At 48.9% G+C, this 23,130-nt stretch carries 23 protein-coding genes; 15 read left to right on the top strand and 8 right to left on the bottom strand.

Annotation, left to right across the window (positions count from 1 at the left end):
- The first annotated feature begins 2 nt into the window (after positions 1-2).
- The 7 genes from purF to TPET_RS07765 are packed head-to-tail and all read left to right on the top strand — an operon-like array spanning position 3 to position 7,627.
- Positions 3-1,298 (top strand): amidophosphoribosyltransferase, encoded by a 1,296-nt coding sequence (gene purF, locus TPET_RS07795; protein ID WP_004080018.1) that lies wholly within the window; start codon positions 3-5, stop codon positions 1,296-1,298.
- Complete coding sequence (purN, locus tag TPET_RS07790) at positions 1,259-1,876, top strand: phosphoribosylglycinamide formyltransferase (RefSeq protein ID WP_048810886.1); 618 nt, start codon at positions 1,259-1,261, stop codon at positions 1,874-1,876. The genes purF and purN overlap by 40 nt, the downstream gene beginning before the upstream one ends.
- The gene (locus TPET_RS07785; RefSeq protein WP_004080014.1) at positions 1,857-3,215 is read left to right on the top strand and encodes a bifunctional phosphoribosylaminoimidazolecarboxamide formyltransferase/inosine monophosphate cyclohydrolase; all 1,359 of its coding nucleotides are present in this window, start codon (positions 1,857-1,859) and stop codon (positions 3,213-3,215) included. Before purN ends, TPET_RS07785 begins: the two co-directional genes overlap by 20 nt.
- A gap of 12 nt (positions 3,216-3,227) precedes the next feature.
- On the top strand, positions 3,228-4,421 hold the full coding sequence (purD, locus tag TPET_RS07780; RefSeq protein WP_011943949.1) for a phosphoribosylamine--glycine ligase: 1,194 nt from the start codon (positions 3,228-3,230) through the stop codon (positions 4,419-4,421).
- On the top strand, positions 4,418-5,353 hold the full coding sequence (purM, locus tag TPET_RS07775) for a phosphoribosylformylglycinamidine cyclo-ligase (RefSeq protein WP_004080012.1): 936 nt from the start codon (positions 4,418-4,420) through the stop codon (positions 5,351-5,353). Before purD ends, purM begins: the two co-directional genes overlap by 4 nt.
- A 2-nt stretch (positions 5,354-5,355) precedes the next feature.
- Complete coding sequence (locus TPET_RS07770) at positions 5,356-5,931, top strand: hypothetical protein (protein WP_011943948.1); 576 nt, start codon at positions 5,356-5,358, stop codon at positions 5,929-5,931.
- A complete protein-coding gene (locus TPET_RS07765) occupies positions 5,897-7,627 on the top strand; it encodes an NAD+ synthase (protein WP_011943947.1) in 1,731 nt (576 codons plus the stop codon). Before TPET_RS07770 ends, TPET_RS07765 begins: the two co-directional genes overlap by 35 nt.
- Here TPET_RS07765 and TPET_RS07760 read toward each other — a convergent pair.
- Positions 7,611-8,261: an HAD family hydrolase gene (locus TPET_RS07760; RefSeq protein WP_011943946.1), complete on the bottom strand. Its 651-nt coding sequence runs from the start codon at positions 8,259-8,261 to the stop codon at positions 7,611-7,613. The genes TPET_RS07765 and TPET_RS07760 overlap by 17 nt on opposite strands.
- A gap of 108 nt (positions 8,262-8,369) precedes the next feature.
- Here TPET_RS07760 and aspC point away from each other — a divergent pair, with 108 nt between their 5' ends.
- The 3 genes from aspC to TPET_RS07745 are packed head-to-tail and all read left to right on the top strand — an operon-like array spanning position 8,370 to position 13,051.
- Positions 8,370-9,503 (top strand): aspartate aminotransferase, encoded by a 1,134-nt coding sequence (gene aspC, locus TPET_RS07755; RefSeq protein WP_011943945.1) that lies wholly within the window; start codon positions 8,370-8,372, stop codon positions 9,501-9,503.
- The gene (locus TPET_RS07750) at positions 9,478-11,211 is read left to right on the top strand and encodes an ABC transporter ATP-binding protein (RefSeq protein WP_011943944.1); all 1,734 of its coding nucleotides are present in this window, start codon (positions 9,478-9,480) and stop codon (positions 11,209-11,211) included. Before aspC ends, TPET_RS07750 begins: the two co-directional genes overlap by 26 nt.
- Positions 11,212-11,215: 4 nt before the next feature.
- Positions 11,216-13,051: an HAS-barrel domain-containing protein gene (locus TPET_RS07745; RefSeq protein ID WP_011943943.1), complete on the top strand. Its 1,836-nt coding sequence runs from the start codon at positions 11,216-11,218 to the stop codon at positions 13,049-13,051.
- Here the strand turns inward: TPET_RS07745 and TPET_RS07740 are convergent.
- The 7 genes from TPET_RS07740 to TPET_RS07710 are packed head-to-tail and all read right to left on the bottom strand — an operon-like array spanning position 13,044 to position 18,619.
- The gene (locus TPET_RS07740; RefSeq protein ID WP_004080004.1) at positions 13,044-14,003 is read right to left on the bottom strand and encodes a sensor histidine kinase; all 960 of its coding nucleotides are present in this window, start codon (positions 14,001-14,003) and stop codon (positions 13,044-13,046) included. The two genes, TPET_RS07745 and TPET_RS07740, sit on opposite strands and share 8 nt — an antisense overlap.
- On the bottom strand, positions 13,984-14,664 hold the full coding sequence (locus TPET_RS07735; protein ID WP_004080003.1) for a response regulator transcription factor: 681 nt from the start codon (positions 14,662-14,664) through the stop codon (positions 13,984-13,986). Before TPET_RS07735 ends, TPET_RS07740 begins: the two co-directional genes overlap by 20 nt.
- Positions 14,639-15,337 (bottom strand): phosphate signaling complex protein PhoU, encoded by a 699-nt coding sequence (gene phoU, locus TPET_RS07730; RefSeq protein ID WP_004080001.1) that lies wholly within the window; start codon positions 15,335-15,337, stop codon positions 14,639-14,641. Before phoU ends, TPET_RS07735 begins: the two co-directional genes overlap by 26 nt.
- A 14-nt stretch (positions 15,338-15,351) precedes the next feature.
- Entirely contained in the window at positions 15,352-16,107 is a 756-nt protein-coding gene (gene pstB, locus TPET_RS07725; RefSeq protein ID WP_004079999.1) for a phosphate ABC transporter ATP-binding protein PstB, read from the bottom strand.
- Entirely contained in the window at positions 16,091-16,921 is an 831-nt protein-coding gene (pstA, locus tag TPET_RS07720; protein WP_004079997.1) for a phosphate ABC transporter permease PstA, read from the bottom strand. Before pstA ends, pstB begins: the two co-directional genes overlap by 17 nt.
- Positions 16,918-17,745 carry a PstC family ABC transporter permease gene (locus TPET_RS07715; RefSeq protein ID WP_004079995.1) on the bottom strand — a complete coding sequence of 276 codons (828 nt, stop codon included), beginning with the start codon at positions 17,743-17,745 and terminating at the stop codon, positions 16,918-16,920. Before TPET_RS07715 ends, pstA begins: the two co-directional genes overlap by 4 nt.
- A gap of 49 nt (positions 17,746-17,794) precedes the next feature.
- Positions 17,795-18,619 (bottom strand): phosphate ABC transporter substrate-binding protein PstS, encoded by an 825-nt coding sequence (locus TPET_RS07710; protein WP_011943941.1) that lies wholly within the window; start codon positions 18,617-18,619, stop codon positions 17,795-17,797.
- 224 nt (positions 18,620-18,843) lie between these two features.
- On the opposite strand from TPET_RS07710, the gene TPET_RS07705 reads away from it, so the two are divergent.
- The 5 genes from TPET_RS07705 (at position 18,844) to hydE (ending at position 23,102) form a co-directional block, all read left to right on the top strand.
- The gene (locus tag TPET_RS07705; protein WP_011943940.1) at positions 18,844-20,007 is read left to right on the top strand and encodes an ATP-binding protein; all 1,164 of its coding nucleotides are present in this window, start codon (positions 18,844-18,846) and stop codon (positions 20,005-20,007) included.
- A gap of 140 nt (positions 20,008-20,147) precedes the next feature.
- Positions 20,148-20,396 carry a TM1266 family iron-only hydrogenase system putative regulator gene (locus tag TPET_RS07700; protein WP_004079987.1) on the top strand — a complete coding sequence of 83 codons (249 nt, stop codon included), beginning with the start codon at positions 20,148-20,150 and terminating at the stop codon, positions 20,394-20,396.
- Between the two features lie 5 nt (positions 20,397-20,401).
- Positions 20,402-21,817: a [FeFe] hydrogenase H-cluster radical SAM maturase HydG gene (hydG, locus tag TPET_RS07695; RefSeq protein WP_048810885.1), complete on the top strand. Its 1,416-nt coding sequence runs from the start codon at positions 20,402-20,404 to the stop codon at positions 21,815-21,817.
- Complete coding sequence (locus tag TPET_RS07690; RefSeq protein WP_011943938.1) at positions 21,804-22,049, top strand: hypothetical protein; 246 nt, start codon at positions 21,804-21,806, stop codon at positions 22,047-22,049. Before hydG ends, TPET_RS07690 begins: the two co-directional genes overlap by 14 nt.
- 6 nt (positions 22,050-22,055) lie before the next feature.
- Entirely contained in the window at positions 22,056-23,102 is a 1,047-nt protein-coding gene (hydE, locus tag TPET_RS07685) for a [FeFe] hydrogenase H-cluster radical SAM maturase HydE (RefSeq protein ID WP_011943937.1), read from the top strand.
- The last annotated feature ends 28 nt before the right edge of the window (positions 23,103-23,130 follow it).

Raw genomic sequence — 23,130 nt, 5'->3', positions numbered from 1 at the left:
ATATGTGCGGAATCGCAGGAGTCTGGAATGTGAAAGATGCCTTTTCTGTCCTTCACGACGTGCTTCTCGGTCTTCAGCATAGAGGACAGGAAAGTGTGGGTGTTGTGGTAGACGGGTTCAAAACGATAAAAGGAAAAGGACTCGTAGACACCGTTCTCACCGAAGACAGGTGGGAAGACGCTGAAAAGGGTATTGGACACGTAAGGTACTCCACGGCAGGATCGCTCGAGGACATTCAGCCAATCGTGGCGTTCACGAGAAAGGGAAGGCTCGCGATCGCTCACAACGGAAACATACCCAACGGCGAAAAGTGGATAGAGATGCTCAAAGAAAAAGGAGCGGTTTTCCAGAGCTCGCTCGACTCGGAGGTCTTCCTTCATCTCATCTCGATGTCTGAAGGTGACCTGAAAGAGTCCATAGTGAAAGCGCTGAAGAAAGTCCCTCTTGCCTACTCACTTCTCATTCTACACGAAGAATTCCTCGCTGCGGCGAGAGACCCATACGGCGTCCGTCCCCTGTTCTATGGAAAATACGGTGATGGAATCGTTGTGGCATCGGAAGACGCAGCGCTGAAAGCGATAGGTGTGGAAGACATAGAAGAAGTTCCCTCTGGAACGGTCGTGTTCTTCTCGAACAAAGGCACAGAAACGGTGAGGTTCTCCAAAAAAGAAAAGCGGTTCTGCTCCTTCGAATTCATCTATTTCGCGAGGCCGGACAGTCACTTTCTCGATCAGAGTGTACACATAGCCCGTTACAGAATGGGTGAAGAACTCTACAGAGAAAACCCGATAGAAGCGGACGTGGTCGTTCCGGTGCTGGACTCCGGACTTTCCGGAGCGATGGGATTTTCTTCGGCTTCGGGTATACCTCTCGACATCGGTCTCATGAGGAACAGATATGTGGGAAGAAGTTTCATCATGCCGGTGGACAGGGAAAAGATCGTCAAGAAAAAACTCGTCCCCATAGAAGACGTTGTGAGTGGAAAGAGGGTTGTTGTAATCGATGATTCGATCGTCAGAGGAACAACCATGGGCATCATCGTGAAGATATTGAGAGAGGCGGGTGCGAAGGAAGTACACGTTGGCATACACTCTCCACCTGTACGTTTTCCCTGTTTCTACGGAATAGATACCGCCAGAAAGAAAGAGCTCGTCGCGGGAGAACGTGCCGTGGAAGAAGTGAAAAAAATAGTCAACGCAGACTCTCTCTTTTACCTTTCACTCGAAGGGTTGAAAAGAGCCATCGGGAGGAGTGAACTGTGTGTAGCGTGCTTCAGCGGAGAGTACCTCCACGAATAGTCGTTCTCGCTTCGGGAAACGGAAGCAATTTCGAAGCGATCGTGAACGCAGCGCGAAGCGGTGAATTGAGTGCGGAAATCCAGATGCTCCTTGTGGACAGAAACTGCTACGCAATAGAGCGAGCGAAAAGACTGCAGATCCCCTGGGAAAGGCTCGAGAAACCCTGGGCAGAGTCTCTGAAAAAAAGACTCGAAGAGTTGAATCCCGACCTCGTGGTCCTCGCCGGTTTCATGAGGATTCTTCCGGCGGAGATCGTCGAAAGGTGGAAGTGGAAGATCGTCAACATCCACCCTTCGCTTCTTCCCGCGTTCCCCGGGACCCACGCCATCGAGAAGGCCTACGAATACGGTGTGAAGGTCACAGGAATCACCATCCACTTCGTTGATGAGGGAGTCGACACCGGTCCCATCATCTTTCAGAAAGCAGTTGAAATAAAGAAAGACTGGTCTCTCGAAAGACTGGAAGAAGAGATCCATAAGATAGAACATCGGTATTATCCGCTCGTCATTCAAAAGGTACTGGAAGGAAAATGGAAGATCGAAGGAAGGAGGGTTATCCTTGAAGAGGATATTGGTTAGTCTCTACGAGAAAGAAAAATATCTGGATATTCTGAGAGAACTCCACGAAAAAGGCTGGGAGATCTGGGCGAGCTCCGGCACCGCCAAGTTTTTGAAATCAAACGGAATAGAAGCAAACGACGTGAGCACCATAACGGGTTTCGAGAATCTCCTCGGAGGGCTCGTGAAGACCCTCCACCCGGAGATATTCGCCGGCATCCTCGGACCGGAACCCAGATGGGATGTGGTCTTTGTGGACCTATATCCACCCCCAGACATCGACATAGGAGGAGTCGCTCTTCTTCGAGCAGCTGCCAAAAACTGGAAAAAGGTGAAACCCGCTTTCGACATGGAAACACTCAAACTCGCGATTGAGATAGACGACGAAGAGACGAGAAAGTACCTCGCTGGAATGACCTTTGCGTTCACCAGTGTGTACGATTCGATAAGGGCCAACCAGTTTGTCGAGGGTATTTCTCTCGCCTTCAAGAGGGAAGATCTTCAGCTGAGGTACGGAGAGAACCCTCACGAAAAAGCGTTTGTGTATGGAAAACCAGCTTTTGAGATTCTGCACGAAGGAAAGACAATCTCATTCAACAACATCTTAGACGCGGAAAACGCGTGGTTCATGGCGAAGAACCTGCCGAGGATGGGTGCGGTTGTGGTGAAACACCAATCTCCCTGTGGTGCTGCGATAGGAGAAGACAAAGTGGAAATCGTGAAGAAGGCCATCGAGGCGGACGACGAATCCAGTTTTGGAGGGATCCTGGCCGTGAACTTCGAAATGGACGAAGAAGTTGCGAAGTCATTGAAAAAGTACCTCGAGGTGATCGTGGCACCTTCCTTCACACAGGAAGCGATCGAGGTTCTCTCTAAGAAAAAAGTGCGTCTCTTGAAGCCTGGGGATTACGCTTCGTGGGCTGGAAAGATGGCATTCGGTTCTCTCGTCCTGAGTGAAAGAAAGTACCCCGAAGGGAATTTTGAACTGGTAGTTGGAGAGCCTCTCTCGGAAAAAGAGCTTGAGGATCTGGAATTCGCTTACCGTGTTGTGGAAGGAGCGAAATCCAACGCTGTTCTCATAGCAAAAGACGGTGTAACTGTGGGAATAGGGAGCGGGCAGCCTTCGAGAAAGAGAGCTGCCTGGATCGCCACCGTGATGGCAGGAGAAAAAGCGAAGGGAGCGGTTGCGGCTTCCGATGCGTTCTTCCCGTTCCCGGACTCGCTCGAAATACTCGCTCAGGCTGGTGTGAAAGCGGTGGTCGCTCCTCTCGGATCCATAAGAGACGAAGAAGTGATCGAAAAAGCCAGAGAACTTGGAATCACGTTCTACAAAGCTCCGAGCAGGGTTTTCAGGCACTGAGGGGTGAAAGCGGTGAGGGTACACATACTCGGTTCTGGAGGAAGGGAACACGCGATAGGATGGGCTTTCGCAAAGCAGGGATACGAAGTTCACTTCTATCCAGGAAACGCCGGAACAAAGAGAGACGGAACGAACCACCTTTACGAAGGAGAAAAGACCCTGAAAACTATCCCAGAAGAAGACATCGTGATACCGGGATCCGAGGAATTCCTGGTAGAAGGGGTCTCGAACTGGAGATCCAACGTCTTTGGCCCGGTGAAAGAGGTCGCAAGGCTCGAAGGATCCAAGGTCTATGCCAAAAGGTTCATGAAGAAGTACGGTATAAGAACCGCTCGTTTCGAAGTGGCAGAAACTCCAGAGGAATTGAGAGAGAAGATAAAAAAATTCTCTCCTCCTTACGTGATAAAGGCGGACGGGCTCGCTCGAGGAAAGGGTGTTCTGATCCTCGACTCTAAGGAAGAAACCATCGAAAAGGGATCGAAACTCATCATCGGAGAGCTCATAAAAGGTGTGAAAGGCCCTGTTGTGATAGATGAATTTCTCGCCGGGAACGAGCTTTCCGCCATGGCGGTTGTGAATGGAAGAAATTTCGTGATCCTTCCCTTCGTCAGAGATTACAAGAGACTGATGGACGGTGACAGGGGACCGAACACGGGAGGTATGGGCTCCTGGGGGCCTGTAGAAATCCCTTCCGATACGATCAAAAAGATCGAAGAGCTCTTCGATAAGACTCTGTGGGGAGTGGAGAAAGAAGGCTACGCGTACCGGGGGTTCCTCTACTTGGGTCTCATGCTCCACGATGGTGATCCCTACATACTCGAGTACAATGTGAGACTGGGCGATCCAGAAACAGAAGTGATAGTGACGTTGAATCCCGAAGGATTTGTCAACGCGGTTCTCGAGGGATACCGCGGTGGTAAAATGGAGCCGGTGGAACCGCGTGGATTCGCCGTGGACGTGGTTCTCGCAGCGAGGGGCTATCCCGACGCTCCCGAAAAGGGCAAAGAGATCACCCTTCCCGAAGAAGGTCTCATATTCTTCGCGGGAGTCGCGGAGAAAGATGGAAAACTTGTGACCAATGGCGGCCGTGTTCTTCACTGTATGGGAACAGGAGAAACGAAGGAAGAGGCACGAAGAAAGGCTTACGAACTCGCGGAAAAGGTCCACTTCGAAGGTAAGACCTACAGGAGGGATATCGCTCTATGAAATACACTTACAGAGAAGCAGGAGTCGATGTCGAGAGGGGAGAAAGCTTCGCAAAAACTATAAAAAGCGCTGTAAAACTTCCTGAATGGGTGATGAAAGAGCCCACGGGATACGCTTCCATACTCACGATCACAACTCCCCCCGTTGTTGTAACGGCCGATGGGATCGGCACCAAACTCATCCTTCACAGAAAGCACGGGACCTGGCGCTACGCGGCTGAGGACCTTGTGGGTATGAACTACAACGATCTGGTCTGCGTGGGAGCGAGGCCTGTGGCCTTTCTGGACTACCTTGGGGTCGAGAGAATCTCCGAAGAACACGAGTCGTTCATAAAAGAGCTCGTAAACGTCCTTGACAGCGTGGATGTGAAACTGGTGGGCGGTGAGACCGCTGAGATGCCCGATGTGTATCGTGGAGACTGGGACGCTGTGGGGTTCGCTGTCGGCGTTTTAGAAAAACGGATACCGGTTGATAAGATAAAAGAAGGGGATGTGATCGTTGGTATTCCGTCATCGGGGTTCCACTCGAACGGCTGGTCACTCATAAGAAGGATCATAAAGGAGGAATCCATAAAGATCGAGGAACTTCCCTTTGAACTCCTGAAAGGAACACGCATATACAGAGAAGTCATCGAGTTGTTCGACCTGGTGAAAGGGATCGCACACGTGACCGGCGGGGGAGTGGTGAGGGCGCTGAAGAGAGTCCTCGGAAAGCTTGGGGCGCACGTTTCTCTACCAAAGAGGGACTTCGTTGATTGGATATTGAAATATGTAGACTTCAACGAAGCGGTCAACACCTTCAACATGGGTGTTGGAATGTTTCTGATCGTGGAAAAACAAAAGGTGGACGAGGTTCTGGCCAGAGTGGATGGAACAGTCGTTGGGAAGGTATCCTCAGACTGGAGAATCGAGTACGGAGGTGAGGGGGGATAAGTGTGATCGAGAGTTTCGTTAAAGGATTCAGGGAGATAGTTCAAAATACAAAACTCGCTGTGATAAGCGTTATGGCTCTCGTTCTGGGGTTTGTGGCGGAAGTGCTTTACATCTTTGCCGGAAAGTACGATTTTCTGAGCTTCGATTTCTTCGTCATAAAACTCTTTGAAGAGGTACTGCTCGCATTGTTGATGGGACTACTTCTGGTTCCAAGAAGAAGAGAAAATCTTCTCAGTCTTCTCGTGTTTTCAGCGTTTTACGGGTTGACGGTAAGTGCTGGTTTTTCTCTGTTCGTCCTTCCCGGTTTTGTGGCCTTCATGTTTCTCTTCTTTGTTCCCCTGCTCTCCGCTAAAGACGAATCTCCTTCCAGCGTCCTGGAAAAGAACTACAGAATGGTGTTCAAAGGGGAAAAGACGGTGGACGTTTTCCTCGCTGCAGCCGTTGTGTTCATCGTCTGGTTCATACCGTACCTGGGTTCCATAATATCGAATCTCTTGAGAGTCGTTCTGGTCTACTCGATGTACCGGATAATGGAGGGATCCTATGAAAAGACTGAGAGTGACACTGGCTCAGCTTAATCCGACCCTTGGAGACTTCGAGGGAAATCTGAAGAAGGCAATAGAAGCCCTCAGAGTGGCGGAAGACCGGGGAAGTGATCTCCTTGTCTTCCCGGAGCTCTTTCTTCCCGGTTATCCTCCCGAAGACCTCATGCTCAGGCTCTCATTCCTCAGAGAGAACAGAAAATACCTCCAGAAGTTCGCTCAGCATACAAGAAATCTCGGTGTTACCGTCTTGATGGGCTTCATAGACAGCGACGAGGATGCGTACAACGCCGCCGCAGTTGTGAAAGGCGGTGAGATCCTTGGAGTGTATAGGAAGATATCTCTGCCGAACTACGGGGTTTTCGATGAGAGAAGATACTTCAAACCCGGAGAGGAACTCCTCGTCGTGAAAATAGGCAACATCAAAGTGGGAGTTACCATCTGCGAAGACATTTGGAATCCAGTGGAACCGAGCGCCTCGCTTTCCTTGGGTGAGGGAGTTCATCTCATAGCGAATCTTTCGGCTTCTCCCTACCACGTGGGGAAACCTGTTCTGAGAAAGGACTATCTTTCCATGAAGGCTTACGACTATCACGTGGCCATGGCCTACTGCAACATGGTCGGGGGTCAGGACGAGCTCGTTTTCGATGGAGGAAGCATGGTGGTCGACGCTTCAGGAGAGGTCATAAACTACGGAAAGCTCTTCGAAGAGGAGATCATCACGGTGGATCTGGATCTGGACGAGAACCTCAGAGTCTCGCTGGTAGATCCTAGAAGAAGGTACATGAAGACTCAGAACTATCCGGTGAAAACCGTGGAAGCGGGAAATCTCCGGGAGAAATCCGGGCATTTTGAACCGGTGGTGAATCCTCTTCCTGTGAGAGAAGAAGAGATGTTCAGGGCTCTGATCACGGGTCTGAGAGACTACGTGAGGAAAAACGGTTTTGAAAAGGTCGTGATAGGGCTCAGTGGGGGAATGGACTCTTCCCTCGTCGCGGTCATAGCAACAGAAGCCCTGGGAAAAGAGAACGTGAAAGGTGTCCTCATGCCGTCCATGTACACCTCAAAAGAAAGTATCGAAGACGCGCAAACACTGGCAAAAAATCTGGGCATAGAGACTTTCATCATTCCCATCACGGATGTGTTTCACTCCTACCTTGGAGCACTCGAAGACGTCTTCGCCGGGAGAGAACCAGATATAACCGAAGAGAACCTTCAGGCAAGAATCAGGGGAAACTACCTCATGGCACTTTCCAACAAATTCGGATGGCTCGTTCTCACGACGGGGAACAAAAGCGAGATGGCGACGGGATACGCGACTCTCTACGGAGACATGGCGGGAGGATTCGCCGTTATAAAGGATGTTTACAAGACAGACGTTTACAGAATAGGAAGATGGTACAACAGCTGGAGAGGAAAAGAGATCATTCCGGAAAACATCTTCGTGAAACCCCCAACGGCGGAGCTCAGGCCGGGCCAGACGGACCAGGAGAAACTACCACCGTACGAGGTGCTCGATGAAATACTGAGACTCTACATAGAAGAAGGGCTCGATCCAGAAGAAATCGCATCAAAAGGCTTCGACAGGAAGACCGTGCTCGACGTGACGGAAATGATACGAAAGAACGAATACAAGAGAAAACAGGCCGCTATCGGCGTGAAGATCTCCACGAGAGCTTTTGGGAAAGACTGGAGAATGCCGATCACGAACAGATTTAAAGAACCTCTTTGAGAACGTTCAGGATTTCCTCGGGTTTCACCAGAGCAACCGCACCCGCTTCAAGAAGCGCTTTACCGTCGTTCAAAGAGTGAACGACTCCATAGATTCTTTCTATGCCGGCGCTTTTTGCGGCTTCAACACCGCTCTTTGAGTCTTCGAAGACCACAACCTTCTCTGGGACCACATTCAACCTTTCCAGAACGAGAAGGTATATCTCTGGATCAGGCTTTCCGTTCTTCACCTGATCACCGAACACCATGACATCGAAGTACCTTTCGAGATCGAGTCTTCTCAATCTCTCCAGCGCTTCTCGCTGTGGTGTGGAGGTTGCGAGCGCGAGTTTTATTCTTTTGCTCTTTACGAACTCGAGCGCCTCTCTTACACCCGGATTTTCCTTGAGAAGCTCAGAGAAAACGCGCTTTTTTTCTTCGTGGACCCTCTTTTTGAAGTTCTCCAGAGAATCTTTTATCTCCAGAGCTTCCATGAGGATGGGAAGACCTTCTCTTTCAGGAACTCCCATTATTCTCCTGTGGAGATCCTCCGTGTAAGGTTTTCCATAGCTTTCCGCGACTCTTCTGTAAGCTTCGAAGTAGAGAGGCTCTGTGTCCATGAGCACTCCATCCATGTCGAAAATCACCGCTTCCATTCCTTACTCCTCCTTTCTTTTAAAAGAATAACATGAGAAGTTTAACCTGTCTAAATCGGATCTTTGTGGTAGTATTAAATATGAAACCACGACCAGGGGGGTTTCTAAATGGTATCCAGGAGAATATCAGAGATTCCCATATCGAAAACCATGGAACTCGACGCGAAGGCCAAAGCCCTCATAAAAAAGGGAGAAGACGTGATCAATCTAACGGCTGGTGAGCCGGATTTTCCCACACCGGAACCCGTCGTGGAAGAAGCGATGAGATTTCTCCAGAAAGGAGAAGTGAAATACACAGATCCTCGTGGTATCTACGAACTCAGAGAGGGTATAGCGAAAAGGATAGGCGAGAGATACAAAAAAGATATCTCACCGGATCAGGTCGTGGTGACGAATGGAGCGAAACAGGCTCTGTTCAATGCTTTCATGGCCCTTCTTGATCCCGGTGACGAAGTGATCGTGTTTTCTCCCGTCTGGGTCAGCTACATTCCTCAGATCATCCTTGCTGGTGGCACGGTGAACGTGGTTGAGACGTTCATGAGTAAAAATTTCCAGCCCAGTCTGGAAGAGGTGGAAGGGCTTCTTGTTGGGAAAACGAAAGCCGTTCTTATCAACTCTCCGAACAATCCCACTGGTGTGGTGTACAGAAGAGAGTTCCTTGAAGGACTTGTGAGACTTGCCAAGAAGAGGAATTTCTACATAATCAGCGACGAAGTCTACGATTCCCTTGTTTACACGGATGAATTCACATCGATACTCGATGTTTCTGAAGGATTCGACCGGATAGTTTACATAAACGGCTTCTCGAAGTCTCACTCCATGACCGGCTGGAGGGTGGGTTACCTGATATCGAGCGAAAAAGTAGCGACCGCTGTGTCGAAGATCCAGTCTCACACCACCTCCTGTATCAACACGGTAGCACAGTACGCCGCCTTGAAGGCTCTGGAAGTGGACAACTCTTACATGGTTCAGACCTTTAAAGAAAGAAAAAATTTCGTGGTGGAAAGATTGAAAAAGATGGGTGTTAAGTTCGTGGAACCAGAAGGTGCGTTCTACCTCTTTTTCAAAGTCCGGGGTGACGATGTGAAATTCTGTGAAAGGCTCCTCGAAGAAAAGAAGGTTGCACTCGTTCCAGGATCCGCCTTTCTGAAGCCTGGATTTGTGAGGCTTTCTTTTGCCACATCTATAGAAAGACTTACGGAGGCGCTGGATAGAATTGAAGACTTCCTCAATTCTCGTTGATTTCCTGAAGAGAAACTGGCACAAATACCTTCTCGGTGTTCTTTCACTCATCGCGGTGGACCTCCTTCAAGTCTACATTCCACGTGTCATCGGAAAGATCGTTGACATGCTGAACACAGAAACGATGAACTTCGATACACTCAAAATAATGTTGTTTTGGGTGATGGCCGCCGCGAGCGGGATGTTTATTGGAAGGTTCTTCTGGAGATTCTTCCTTGGTGGCACTGCAAGAAAGTTTTTCCTCGAGACATCGAACAAGATGTTCTCAAAGCTGCTCAGTCTCACTCCCGGTTTCTTCGATCGAATGAAAAGCGGTGAACTCATGGCAAGGTTCACCAACGATCTGAGCCTTCTGAGAAGAGTGCTCGGCCAGGGTGCGATACTCTTCTTCGATTCTTTCATCATGATCGTGATGGTCTTTTTCTTCATGATAGGTAACGTGGGTTGGAAGCTCTCCTGGATCAGCTTTGCGCCGCTTTTGCTTCTTGCCCCTGTTTCGATGAGCTTTGGACGACTCATACACAGAAAAGTATCGGAAGTTCAGAGATCCTTCTCGGAACTTTCCGGGTTCACCGAAGAAACGATTTCGAGTGTGCGCATTGTGAAGAGCTTCTCGGTGGAAGACGTCTCATTCAAGATATTTGAAAACAGGGCACTCAAAAACTACGAAGGCACTCTCAGTGCAATCAAAGTCTCCAGCGTTTTTAGGCCTCTCATCAACCTTATCGCTTCGACCGCTTTTTTCCTCGCCCTTCTCTACGGTGGAAGAGCCGTTATAAACGGGAAGATCTCTCTCGGTGATTTCATAGCCTTCAATTCCTACCTTGGAATGCTCGTCTGGCCGATGATGGCCTACGGTTTCATGGTGGATCTGTTCCAGAGGGGAAGAGCGGCTATGAGACGTCTGGACACGATCTTCACTGCCCAGCCCGAAGTTGAAGAACCCGAAAAACCGATCAAAATAGATCACTTTGAAAGTTTTGAAGTGAGAAACCTGACCTACAGATACCCCGGAACAGAACGTGAAGTTCTGAAAAACGTCACCATGAAGATAAACAGGGGAGAAATGATAGGCATCGCCGGCAGTGTTGGAAGTGGAAAGTCCACGATAGCAAAGCTTCTCGTGAAGCTCTATCCGGTGGAAAGGGGAAAGATATTCATAAACGGTGTGGACATAAACGACGTTTCTTCGGAGAATATCAGATCCATCGTCACTCTGGTTCCGCAGGAAACGTTTCTGTTCTCAGACACGGTGAGAAACAACATAACGGTCGGTTTGGAAAACGTCGATGAGAAAAAGATCGAAGAAGTGACAAAACTTGCGGCCGTCTACGACGATATCATGAGCTTTCCAGAAAAATTCGACACGATCGTTGGGGAAAGAGGTGTGACGCTTTCGGGCGGTCAGAAACAGAGAATCACCATAGCCCGCGCTCTCATAAGAGATTTCGAAGTTTACATATTCGACGACTGTCTCTCGGCCGTTGACCCTGAAACCGAAGAGAGGATCATAGATTCGATCAGAAAAGGAATGAAAGGAAAAACGATCGTCGTCATAACACATCGATTGAAGGTGTTGAAAAACGCCGACAGGATATATGTCTTGCACGAGGGAAGAGTGATAGAAGAGGGCACTCACGAGGAATTGATGATCAGGGATGGCATGTACAGTAGAATGTACAGAAAACAGCTCATCGAGGAGGGATAGGTAAATGAGCGGAAGAAAGATAGGGGTTGTCACCGGTATATTCCAGTCCAGTCCGTACGAATTCTTCGTTCGAATGACCGCCGAAAAGCCAGGAGAAGCGTACAAGGTATTCGCTCAGATAGAGGATGTTGTGAAGGTTGAGTACCTCACGGGGTACGGCACCGTCGTCACGTACGGAATGATCGTTGATATACAGAACAGATGGGATGGAGATTTGAGAAACGGCTACGAAGAGGAAGTTGCACTCGAGAAGTTGAAACCTGCCTATCCGATATACATCGCGAAGGTGAAGGTGACAAGATCGTTTCTGAAAGAAGGAGACAAGCTCCTCGAAGACGCTCCGGAGATCCCTCCAAACATAGGCTCCCCCGTCTTTCTCGTCGGAGATGAGGAGATAGACATCGCCCTTGGATTCGATGAGTTGAAGAGAAAGAACGTTGCACTGCCAGTTGGCTTGCTGAAGAACGGAAGGCCGGCTTATCTCGATTTGAGATACATCCTGGGAGACAACGGAGCCCACATAAACGTCTCCGGACAGTCCGGTGTTGCGGCGAAAACGTCTTACACCACGTTCCTCGTCAAGTCGATGATAGAAACGTCCAGCAAAAACGATGGAGATTTGATGAGAGAGCTGAGAGAGGCGAGATACATCATCTTCAACGTGAAGGGAGAGAGTCTGCTGTTTCTCGATCGCATTTCGAAGGAGTGGTATTCAGAAAGGGAGAAATGGGATGAAATGTACAGGGTTCTCGGCATTGAACCAAAACCTTTTGAAAATGTCGCATTCTACGCTCCCAGCAGGGAGAAGGGAGCTTACATACCGGATGTCAACAAGAGATTGATCGGTGTGAACGTTTACGGCTGGGACGTGTTCGACATCGTCGAAATGAACCTTCTGGAACTCATGTTCGATCCAGATGAGATGACGAGAAACCAGAACTTTCAGCTCGCGGTCTGGTCCCTCCAGGAGCACCTTTCCCAGAGAATGGAAGAGATGTACCAGGAATTTCTGAAAGAGGGATACATCGTTGACAGAAAAAAACTGCCGTCAGAAGCACTGCGCGAAGTGGTGATGAAGAAAGGTGAAGTCGTGGATCTTCCACTTGATCTCGATAGTTTGATAAAAGATCTTGGAGAAGGTGGAAGGACAAGAGAGTATCTCCTGGGAGAACACGTCCAGAAGCAGACGATCGGGATGCTGATCAGGAGATTGAAAGCCGCTCAAAAGATGGACTTCGACAGACTCTGGGTGAAACCGCCTCTGAAAGTGGAACCGTGGCAGACCAACTATCGGATCGACTGGAACGTGCCGGGAAGGGTCACAGTCATCGACATTTCGAAGTTGAGAGAACGCGCACAGGCGTTCGTTGTAGGTGCGATTCTTTCCGAGGTAATGAGAGAAAAAGAAAGAAACAGCGGTTTCACCCAGCCCGTTTTCATTTTCCTGGACGAGCTGAACAAGTACGCACCAAGACACGGCGGAGGAGCCCTTGCGAACATCTTCAGAGATGTGGCGGAAAGAGGAAGATCTTTCAGAGTGATCCTCATTGGAGCCGAACAGACCGCTTCCGAAGTGGATTACAGGGTAATCACGCAAGCCGCTACGGTGGTTGTGGGCAGGCAGAAAGGAGCCGAACTCATAAAACCCGAATACTCGCATCTCACAGAGCACTACAAGAGAAAAGCAGCACTCTTGAGACAGGGAGAAGTGATCATAGATCAGCCGTTCTTGAACCTTCCTCTCACGGTGAAGTTTCCGCTTCCGGCCTGGTGCACGAGAGAAGGCGGGTGGCACAACCCGGAGGGGAAAACGTGGGAAGAAGAGGAGTTCATCATTTGAAGTGAACGATGAACTCTGATCCAACGAGCCACTGAGAGTTCACTTCCAGCCTGTAACCTATCGTGTCGCACAGGTGTTTCACTATGGAAAGTCCCAGGCCAGAACCGGGCGCCATCTTGAGTGCTTCTGAACCTCTGTAGAAGCGCTCGAATATCCTGCTCTTCTCCTCTTCTTTGATACCGATTCCCTGATCTTTCACACTCAGTCTTTCACCGGTGATAGAAATCTCCACCACAGAATCGGGATAAGAGTACTTCACGGCGTTTGAAACGAGGTTCTTCAAGATCGTGTGGAACACGAACCTGTCAGTTTCGATTGTTTCAACATCCACAAAAACGTTTACCTTGATCTTCTTTGACTCGATCTTTTCTCGAAGCTCTTCCAAGACCATGTGAACGACTTCTTCGACAGGAATGTGCTCCATCTTGAGTTCGTAAAGTCTCAGCTGTATCATGGTGAGCACCTTGAGCTGTCTGATGATCGTTTCCATTCTGTCCAAGGAGCGCTCAACTTTTCCGAGTATTTCGAGTTTTTCTGGATCGTTTTCTATGTCCTTCAGAAGAAAAACGTTTGCCTTTGACGCAGAAAGAGGTGTGAACAGCTCGTGGGAGACGGCCGTTACAAAATCGAGTTTTGCCTCGCTGAGAGTTCTCTCCTCGGTGAGATCGTTCACAAAGAGAAGACTCTTCTTCGGAAGGTAGCGGAGGGAGACGAACCTTTTCGAGTGGAGTTCAAAAAAATAGGCGTTTGTTTCAAGGGAGAAATTCTTTCTTTCTTGAACATCTCTGATGAATCTATCCATTTCCTTGCACGTGAAGATCGACATCAGATTCTTTCCCTTTTTGAAGCCGAGTTTCTCACCCGGTTTGTTCGCACCTTCCACTTCCAGGCCCTTCAGTATCACGATCGCTTCTCTGATATGATCGAGATCTTCAAGCTCTATCACCCTCATCACCCCGTGTTGAAAACTTGTATCCCAATCCCCTCACCGTTTTTATCCATCCCTTTCCTATCTTCGATCGAATGGCGCTGATGTGGACATCCACTACCCTGTCAGAGACGTAATCGTCTCCCCACACCCTGTTCAGGATCTCCTCTCTTGAAAAGACCTTGTTCGGGGTCGTGGCGAGGAGTTTCAAAAGCTCGAACTCTTTGGCTGTCATCTCAACGTTTTTTCCATCGTATCTGACTATGTAATCCTCTGGAAAGATCTCGAGTCTTCCAAATCTCAGTACCTTCTGTTCTTTCCCCATCCTTCTCAGAACCGCTTTCACACGTGCGAGAACTTCCCTTGGATTGAAAGGTTTTGTCACGTAATCATCCGCTCCGAGCTCTATTCCAAAGATGCGGTCCATGTCCCTGTCCCTTGCCGAGATGATGATGATGGCCATTTCCGGGTGAGAAACTTTCATCTCGGGAATTTCGTCCATCGCCACACCGTCGGGAAACATGAGATCGAGGAGAAGCACGTTGTACGTTCCTTCAGAGAGTTTTTTCTTGAGATCGAAAAGGGACTCTGCTTCGTCGCACTCGTATCCTTCGGTTTCCAGGTATCTCTTCAACACGCTCCTTATGTCTTCGTCGTCTTCAGCTATCAGCACCTTCACTCCCACTCTCAACACCCCTCAGGAATTCCTTCATGTTTTTTCCCGTTTCTATGTATATGACCTCCTCACAGAGGTTGTTGGCGTGATCTCCCACCCTCTCAAGGTCTCTTGCGATGAGTATGTAAACCAGCGCCAGCTCGGCCGAGATGTTTCCCTCCCTTATTCTTTCCACCACGATTCTTCTGATCTTCTTTTCCATCTCGTCTATCACGTCGTCGAACTTCCAGAGCCTGAAAGCCAGATCCACATCTTCTTCAACGAAGGCCTTGAAAGCGTCCTGAACCACCTTCAGGGTGCTTCCGAACATGTCTTTGAGTTCCTTGAGCATTTCGAATTTGATCTTCTCTTCAGAGAGAAAGAGACACTTCTCAGCTATGTTGCAGGAGAGATCTCCTATCCTCTCCAGATCGTTTGAAAATTTCAAGATGGTGATGATGTACCTGAGCTGTTTCAGGATGGGGTTGTACCTCGCTATGATCTGGTAAGCTTTTTCTTCTATCTCCCTGTTCAGTTCGTCTATCATATCGTCCGACTCGAGGACCTTCCTGGCGAGCGTCTCATTCATCGTCTCGAGGCTCTCTATCGCGTCGTTCAAAGATTCAGAGACCAGAAAGAGCATCTTCGAGACATCAGACTTGAGAAGTGTGAGTTCCCTTTCGAAGTGAACGTGATCGACCATACTTTCCGCCTCCATCATCCGATTTTTCCTGTCAGGTACTCCTCGGTGAGCCTGTTCTTCGGTCTCTCCACGATCTCCCTCGTTGGTCCGTATTCGATGAGTTCTCCTCTGTACATGAACGCTATGTAGTCCGCTATTCTTATCGCCTGGCCGATGTTGTGTGTGACGATCACGATGGTGTAATTCTCAGAGAGTTCTTCCAGAAGCTTTTCTATCCTCTGAGTCGCTATGGGATCGAGGGCCGATGTCGGCTCATCGAGAAGAATCACCTCGGGTTCAACGGCGAGTGCTCTCGCTATGCAGAGCCTCTGCTGCTGACCGCCGGAGAGTCTCGTACCAGATTTGTTCAGTTCTGACTTCACCTCGTCCCATAGGGCTGCCTTTTTCAATGATTCCTCTACTATCCGGTCGAGAATGTGTTTGCTCTTCACCCCGTGTATCCTGGGGCCGAACGCGACGTTGTCGTAGATCGACATGGGAAAAGGTGTCGGTTTCTGGAAGACCATACCGACTCTCTTTCTGTACTCCGTCACGTCGAGCTGTGGATCGTAGATGTCCTGTCCCTTGAAGTATATCTTCCCTTCAACCCTGAATCCAGGCAGATGATCGTTCATCCTGTTGATGCTCCTCAGGAGAGTTGTTTTACCGCATCCGGAGGGACCTATTATGGCGGTTATCTGGTTTTTGAAGATCTTCATCGTCACGTTCTTGACGGCTATCTTCTCGCCGTAGTAAGCGCTGAAGTTTTCGATCTCAATGATGGGCTCCATTCTTTCTCCTCCTCAAAAAGAAAGCTGTTCCATATATCAAGGCAACCACTATCATCAGAAAAGCGGCCGTTCCCTTCGCCATCCACTGGGCCGACTCGCCGTACGCCGCTGTGATGTAGTATATGTGTGTTGGCAGGGTCATAACAGGAGAGAGAAGACTCTTCGGAAGCTGTGTTGAATAGAACACGGCTCCTGTGAGCAGAACAGGAGCGGTCTCTCCCAGAGCTCTTCCACCACCGACGAGAACCGCTGTTATGATTCCTTTCCTCGCAGCGGGGAGAAGAACTTTGAAGATCACCTCTTCTTTCGTCGCACCGAGTGCCAGCGCCGCTTCTCTTATCTCAACAGGTATGGCCTTCAGGGTTTCTCTCGTGGAAGAAGCGATAACGGGAAGTGTCATGAGAGAAAGAGTCAACGCGGCAGCGAGCATGGAAGTTCCAAACTGAAGGGCCACGCAGAAAAAGGCAAGTCCGAAGAGTCCGTAGACGACCGAAGGAATACCGCTCAGGGCGGTCAGAGAGATATCTATCCACTTCGCGATCACGTTGTTTCCGTACTCAGAGAGAAACACTCCGGTGAAGATCCCAAGAGGAATCGATATGAGAAACGTGAGCACCATGAGGTAGAAACTGCCAAGGATGGCGGGAAAGATCCCTCCCTCCGTCATACCGTTCTTCGGGTAATCCAGGAAAAAAGAAGGTGAAAAGTACTTCACCCCTCCAGCGAGAACCAGTACGAACATGATCACAACAACTGCGAAGGCAACGTAACTCACTGCTCTGAAAACGTACGAAGCGATCAGGTCTTTTCTCATCTTGTCTGCCTCCCCGATATGTACCTGGAGAGTCCTGTGAGAACAAGGGAGATCACAAGAAGTATAACCCCGGCCGCAAAGAGCACATGATAATGCATGCTTCCAACGGCCACCTCACCTATTTCGCTCGCAATCGCGGCTGTCAGAGGTTTCACCGGATCGAAGAAAGAACGCGGTATTATGGCGGCTCCTCCGCCAGCCATGAGGACGATCATCGTTTCACCGACAACTCTGTTCACGGTCAGGACGAAGGCGTTCAATATGCCGGGAAGCGCCGCTCTGGTGGTAACCTTGAAAACCGTGGTGAATCGAGTCGCTCCGAGTGCCAGGGCGCTCTCTTCAAGGGCCACATCGACAGAGTCGAGTGCTTCAAGGGAAAGAGAAACGGTGTAGGGAAGGGCCGTGAGAATGAGACCGATGGATGCGAGCAGAAAGTTCTCGGTGGACCACACATCGAAATTGAGCAGAATAGGAGCGATGTACAGAAGAACGAAGAGTCCTATGATTACAGAAGGTGTCCCGGCGAGGAATTCCACTGTGGTTCTTATGAGGTTTTTCTCGAAGTCTTTAGCGTAAGTGTGGAGGAAAAAGGCTATAAGGTAACCGAGGGGAAGTAACACGGCAGAAGAAAAAGCCGTTAGAAGCAGAGTTCCGGCTATCATAGCGAGCATACCGTATTCTGGGGGATCCGCCGTTGGATACCAGTAGATACTCGTGAAAAGCTCGCCCCCGATTTCCACGAGGGCGGGCCAGGCTTCCCTGATCAGAAAGAAAACCAGGAGAAAGAGGGCAAGAATGCCAGTACCCGAAAGAGCGACTATCACCAGTTTTCTGAGGAAATTCGCCAGGGTTCTGTTCAGCTTCGATCCCTCCTCACTGACCGTAAGCGGCTATGTAACCTGCCTTTTCAACCAGCTCCTGTCCTTTCTTCGAGAAGGCGAACATGATGTACTCGAAGACGAGGCTTCCCATCTCAGGAAATCCATTTGTCGCATCGACAAACATGAAGAGAGGTCTTGCTATCGGGTATTTTCCTTTCAGAATGTTTTCCTTCGTCGGGTAGATACCGTTCACCTTCAGGACTTTCACATCGTCTGTGACGTATCCCACACCAACATAAGCAATAGCGTACGGATTTTTGGAAACACTCTCTATCTCAAGCTGGGTACTTTCGACCATTCTCACGTAAGGAGCCATTCTCGCTCCACCGAGGACTTTGTTTTCAAACGTTTCGTAGGTACCAGAAGCGGTGTTTCTCGAGTAAACAACGATTCTCTGTTTCGGGAGATTTGGATTCACCTGTGACCAGTACTGGATCTCTCCTGTGTAGATCTTCTTCAAAGTTTCGATGGAGATGTCGTCGATGCCGAGGTCCTTGTTCACAATGATCGCTATTCCGTCGAAAGCGATGAGGAAAGGAATGAAGTATTTTCCTTCCTTGTTCATTCTCTCGATTTCAGAGGGTTTGAGCCATCTGCTCGAGTTGGCGATGTCGGTCGTTCCGTTGAAGAGCGCCGCGATTCCTGTGGAAGAGCCCGCACCTTCGAGAGTCACCTGAAGATCCGGGTGGAGCTTTTTGAACTCTTCGATCCAGAGCTGAGCGATGGGAAAGACTGTGTTGGAACCCTTGATGACGAGCGTTTCTGCCACAAGAAAAACCGAAACTAATGAAAGAAGAAGTACCACAAACCTTTTCATAAGAGACACCTCCACATCAGGATTTTACCACTTCTTAGTTTCCAGGTTTTCTTTGTGTGATTTCACATGGTTTGTTAAGAAATGTTAAGCCGACTCTTCGTTCTGAAAGAGAACGATTTTGTGAGACTATCGTTCTATAACAGAACGGAAAATAGAATTCTACGAAAAATCGTTCTTTTTGAGAACGTTTTGTGCTATAATTCGTTCCAGAGGAGGTGCATACTGTGTACGAGGAGATCATCGAAAAATTGGATCTCCAGATGAACAGAATGATCAGTTTTCTTTCAAAAAAGATGCGTCTCTTTTTCCAGGATCTGGAAAAGAGATTCACAAACAGGGCGATCCTTCTCTACGGACCACGAGGTGCGGGTAAGACCACTTTTCTCCTGTCGATGGCAAGAAAGCACGGTTTTCTTTATGTTTCAGGAGATGAAATTCTCCTTCTGGACGTTCCACTACACGATCTTTTTCAGGAGATAATGAAAAATTATCCGGGCATCATCATCGACGAAGTTCACCTTCTGAAAAACTGGAGTACCATCCTTAAGGTTCTTTACGATAGCTTTCCAGACAGGGTTATATGGACGAGTGACAGCAGTTCCGTTCTCCTGAGAAAGGGAATATCAGATCTTTCGAGAAGATTCGTTTTGATCAGAATGCCTCTGATGTCTTTTAGAGAATTCATCCACTTCGAAACTGGAAAAACTCTGAGGAAGCTGAGTTCTCCCTTTGAGGTCTCCATCGATTACGCCGCCGAGGCTTTAAAAGAAGTGGACCTGATGAGTCTCTTCAGAAAATATCGAGAGACTGGAACAAGACCGTTCTATGTGGAAGGTAACTTCAGAGAGAAGTTAATGAACATCCTGCAAAAGGCGATCTACTACGATGTACCACACTTTCTTGGTACAGTAACAGAAAATCACCTTGGGGTCATGAAGGCAATCGTCGGCCACCTCCTCCATTCAAAGATACCGACGATAAACGTTGAATCCATGTGCAGAGAATGGGGTGTTGGAAAACAAAAGTTTTACCAGTTACTACAGACAATGGAAGAAATAGAGCTTGTGAACATCGTGCGGAAAAAAAGGGTAGAAAAACCCTTTTCAAAAGGGGAAAAGATCTTCTTATCTGATCCTGCCATGTACTACGCTTTCGAGGGAGAAATTGGAAATTTCAGAGAGGCTTTCGTTGTCTTCGCATTGAAAGAGATCGGGAAAATATACGCTGTGAAAAACGAAGAAGAAGGAGATTACGTTTTCGAAGGAATAAAGATAGAAGTTGGTGGAAAGAGCAAGAAAAAGAAATCGAGTGACTTCGTGATAAGGGACGATGTCGATCTTCCCGTTAGAAATGTGATCCCGATGTGGATGCTGGGGATGTTGTGGTGACTCTCAGAAGGTGGTATAATATGAACAGAAAGTGAGAAAAATCACAAACCTCCTGAGGTGGAGGGGAAAATCCTGACACCGGGGGAGGGGATGGATGGAAGTATACCCCTCTCCCGGCACGTGGAGAGGGGGTTTTCGTTTTGGAGAAGAGATTCTACATCCTCACCATCGTGGTGGAAGACCGGGAAAAAGCCTACCGACAGGTGAACGAACTCCTTCACAATTTCTCCGAAGACATTCTGCTCAGAGTCGGCTATCCCGTCAGAGAAGAGAACATGGCGATCATATTCCTCGTTCTGAAAACAGACAACGACACGATAGGTGCCCTCTCCGGAAAGCTCGGCCAGATTTCCGGTGTTCGCGTGAAAACAGTTCCTTTGAAGAGGTGATGTGTATGTATGTGTTTGTGAAAGAGCGTGTAGAGAGCAGATCTTTCATACCGGAAGAAAAGATATTTGAACTTCTGGAGAAAACGAAAAACCCGGATCCTGCAAGGGTGAGAGAGATCATCCAGAAGTCGCTGGACAAGAACAGGCTCGAGCCGGAAGAGACGGCCACCCTTTTGAATGTGGAAGATCCAGAGCTTCTGGAGGAGATCTTCGAAGCAGCCCGCACTCTGAAAGAACGAATCTACGGAAACAGAATAGTTCTCTTCGCACCGCTGTACATAGGAAACGATTGTGTCAACGACTGTGTTTACTGTGGTTTCAGAGTTTCCAACAAAGTGGTGGAAAGAAGAACGCTCACGGAAGAGCAATTGAAAGAAGAAGTCAGGGCACTCGTTTCCCAAGGGCACAAAAGACTCATCGTCGTCTATGGAGAGCACCCCAAGTATTCACCAGAGTTCATCGCAAGGACGATCGACATCGTTTACAACACAAAGTACGGAAACGGCGAGATCAGGCGTGTGAACGTCAACGCTGCTCCTCAAACGATTGAAGGCTACAAGATCATAAAGTCCGTGGGAATCGGAACCTTCCAGATCTTTCAGGAAACGTATCACAGGGAAACGTATTTGAAACTCCATCCAAGAGGTCCGAAATCGAACTACAACTGGAGGCTCTATGGACTGGACAGAGCAATGATGGCGGGAATCGACGACGTTGGAATAGGAGCGCTCTTCGGCCTCTACGACTGGAAGTTCGAAGTGATGGGTCTCCTTTACCACACGATACACCTCGAAGAGAGATTCGGTGTGGGACCACACACCATCTCTTTCCCGAGGATAAAACCCGCGATAAACACACCATATTCGCAGAAACCGGAACACATCGTGAGCGACGAAGACTTCAAGAAGCTCGTCGCCATCATAAGGCTTTCTGTTCCGTACACGGGCATGATTCTCACCGCAAGAGAACCCGCAAAACTCAGGGACGAGGTGATAAAGCTCGGTGTTTCACAGATAGACGCCGGCTCCAGAATAGGAATCGGAGCGTACTCTCACAGAGAAGACGACGAGGACAGAAAGAGACAGTTCACGCTCGAAGACCCAAGACCACTCGATCAGGTGATGAGAAGCCTACTGAAAGAGGGCTTTGTACCTTCATTCTGCACCGCGTGTTACAGGGCAGGAAGAACTGGGGAACACTTCATGGAATTTGCAATTCCCGGTTTCGTGAAGAACTTCTGCACACCGAACGCCCTGTTCACACTTCAGGAATACCTCTGTGACTACGCAACAGAAGAAACAAGGAAGGTAGGAGAGGAGGTTATTGAAAGAGAACTTCAGAAGATGAATCCAAAGATCAGAGAGAGAGTTAGAGAGGGACTCGAAAAGATAAAGCGCGGTGAGAGGGATGTTAGATTTTAAAAGGATCCTCGAAGAGATCGCGGAAAAATACGACTGCAAGATCTGGATCTCAGAGAAGATAGGAAAGAGATGGTCCTTTTACAGAGATCTCAAAGCGGGAAGGGAAAAGTTCCTTCCCGCCGAACTTCTCGTAGAAAACAAAAGGTTTGGTGTCTTCGCAGAAGATTTCCCCGAGGATAAAAAGGACGAAGTGATCCCTCTTTTGAAGAAAATCCTCGATAAACTGGAGTGATGAGCCATGACCGGTAGAGAAATTCTGGAAAAACTCGAAAGAAGAGAGTTCACAAGGGAAATCCTGAAAGAAGCCCTTTCCCTAAACGACAGGGAATTCAACGAGGCCCTCTTCAAACTCGCGGACGAAATCAGAAGAAAGTACGTGGGCGACGAGGTGCACATCAGGGCAATCATAGAGTTCTCGAACGTGTGCAGAAAAAACTGTCTCTACTGCGGTCTGAGAAGAGACAACAAGAATTTGAAAAGATACCGCATGACTCCGGAAGAGATCGTCGAACGGGCAAGACTCGCCGTTCAGTTCGGTGCGAAAACGATTGTCCTTCAATCCGGTGAAGACCCTTATTACATGCCGAATGTGATTTCTGACATCGTGAGAGAAATAAAGAAGATGGGAGTCGCAGTTACTTTGAGCCTTGGGGAGTGGCCAAAAGAGTACTACGAAAGGTGGAAAGAGGCGGGAGCGGACAGGTACCTCCTGAGGCACGAGACAGCGAACCCCATTCTTCACAAAAAACTGAGACCGGACACATCCTTTGAGAACAGAGTGCAATGTCTTCTCACGTTGAAAGGACTCGGATACGAGACGGGAGCGGGCTCCATGGTGGGCCTTCCCGGACAGACGATAGACGATCTGGTCGACGATCTTCTGTTTCTGAAGGAACACGATTTCGACATGGTGGGAATAGGCCCGTTCATTCCACATCCTGACACACCACTCGCAAACGAGAAAAAAGGAGACTTCACCCTCACGCTGAAGATGGTGGCACTCACCAGGATCCTTCTTCCAGACTCGAACATCCCGGCGACCACCGCCATGGGAACGATCGTACCGGGAGGAAGAGAGATCACTCTCAGATGCGGTGCAAACGTCATTATGCCGAACTGGACCCCATCTCCTTACAGACAGCTTTATCAGCTCTATCCCGGAAAGATCTGTGTCTTTGAGAAAGACACCGCGTGTATTCCGTGTGTGATGAAGATGATAGAGCACCTCGGCAGGAAACCCGGAAGGGATTGGGGAGGCAGAAAAAGGGTCTTTGAAACAGTCTGAACATAAGGTAAAATATGATGCGGTATAC

It is taken from the genome of Thermotoga petrophila RKU-1, from assembly GCF_000016785.1.
In the GTDB taxonomy this organism is placed as follows: Bacteria; Thermotogota; Thermotogae; order Thermotogales; family Thermotogaceae; genus Thermotoga; species Thermotoga petrophila.
The sequence above is the reverse complement of the archived record's forward strand: the minus strand, read 5'-3'. Positions and strand labels throughout refer to the sequence as shown.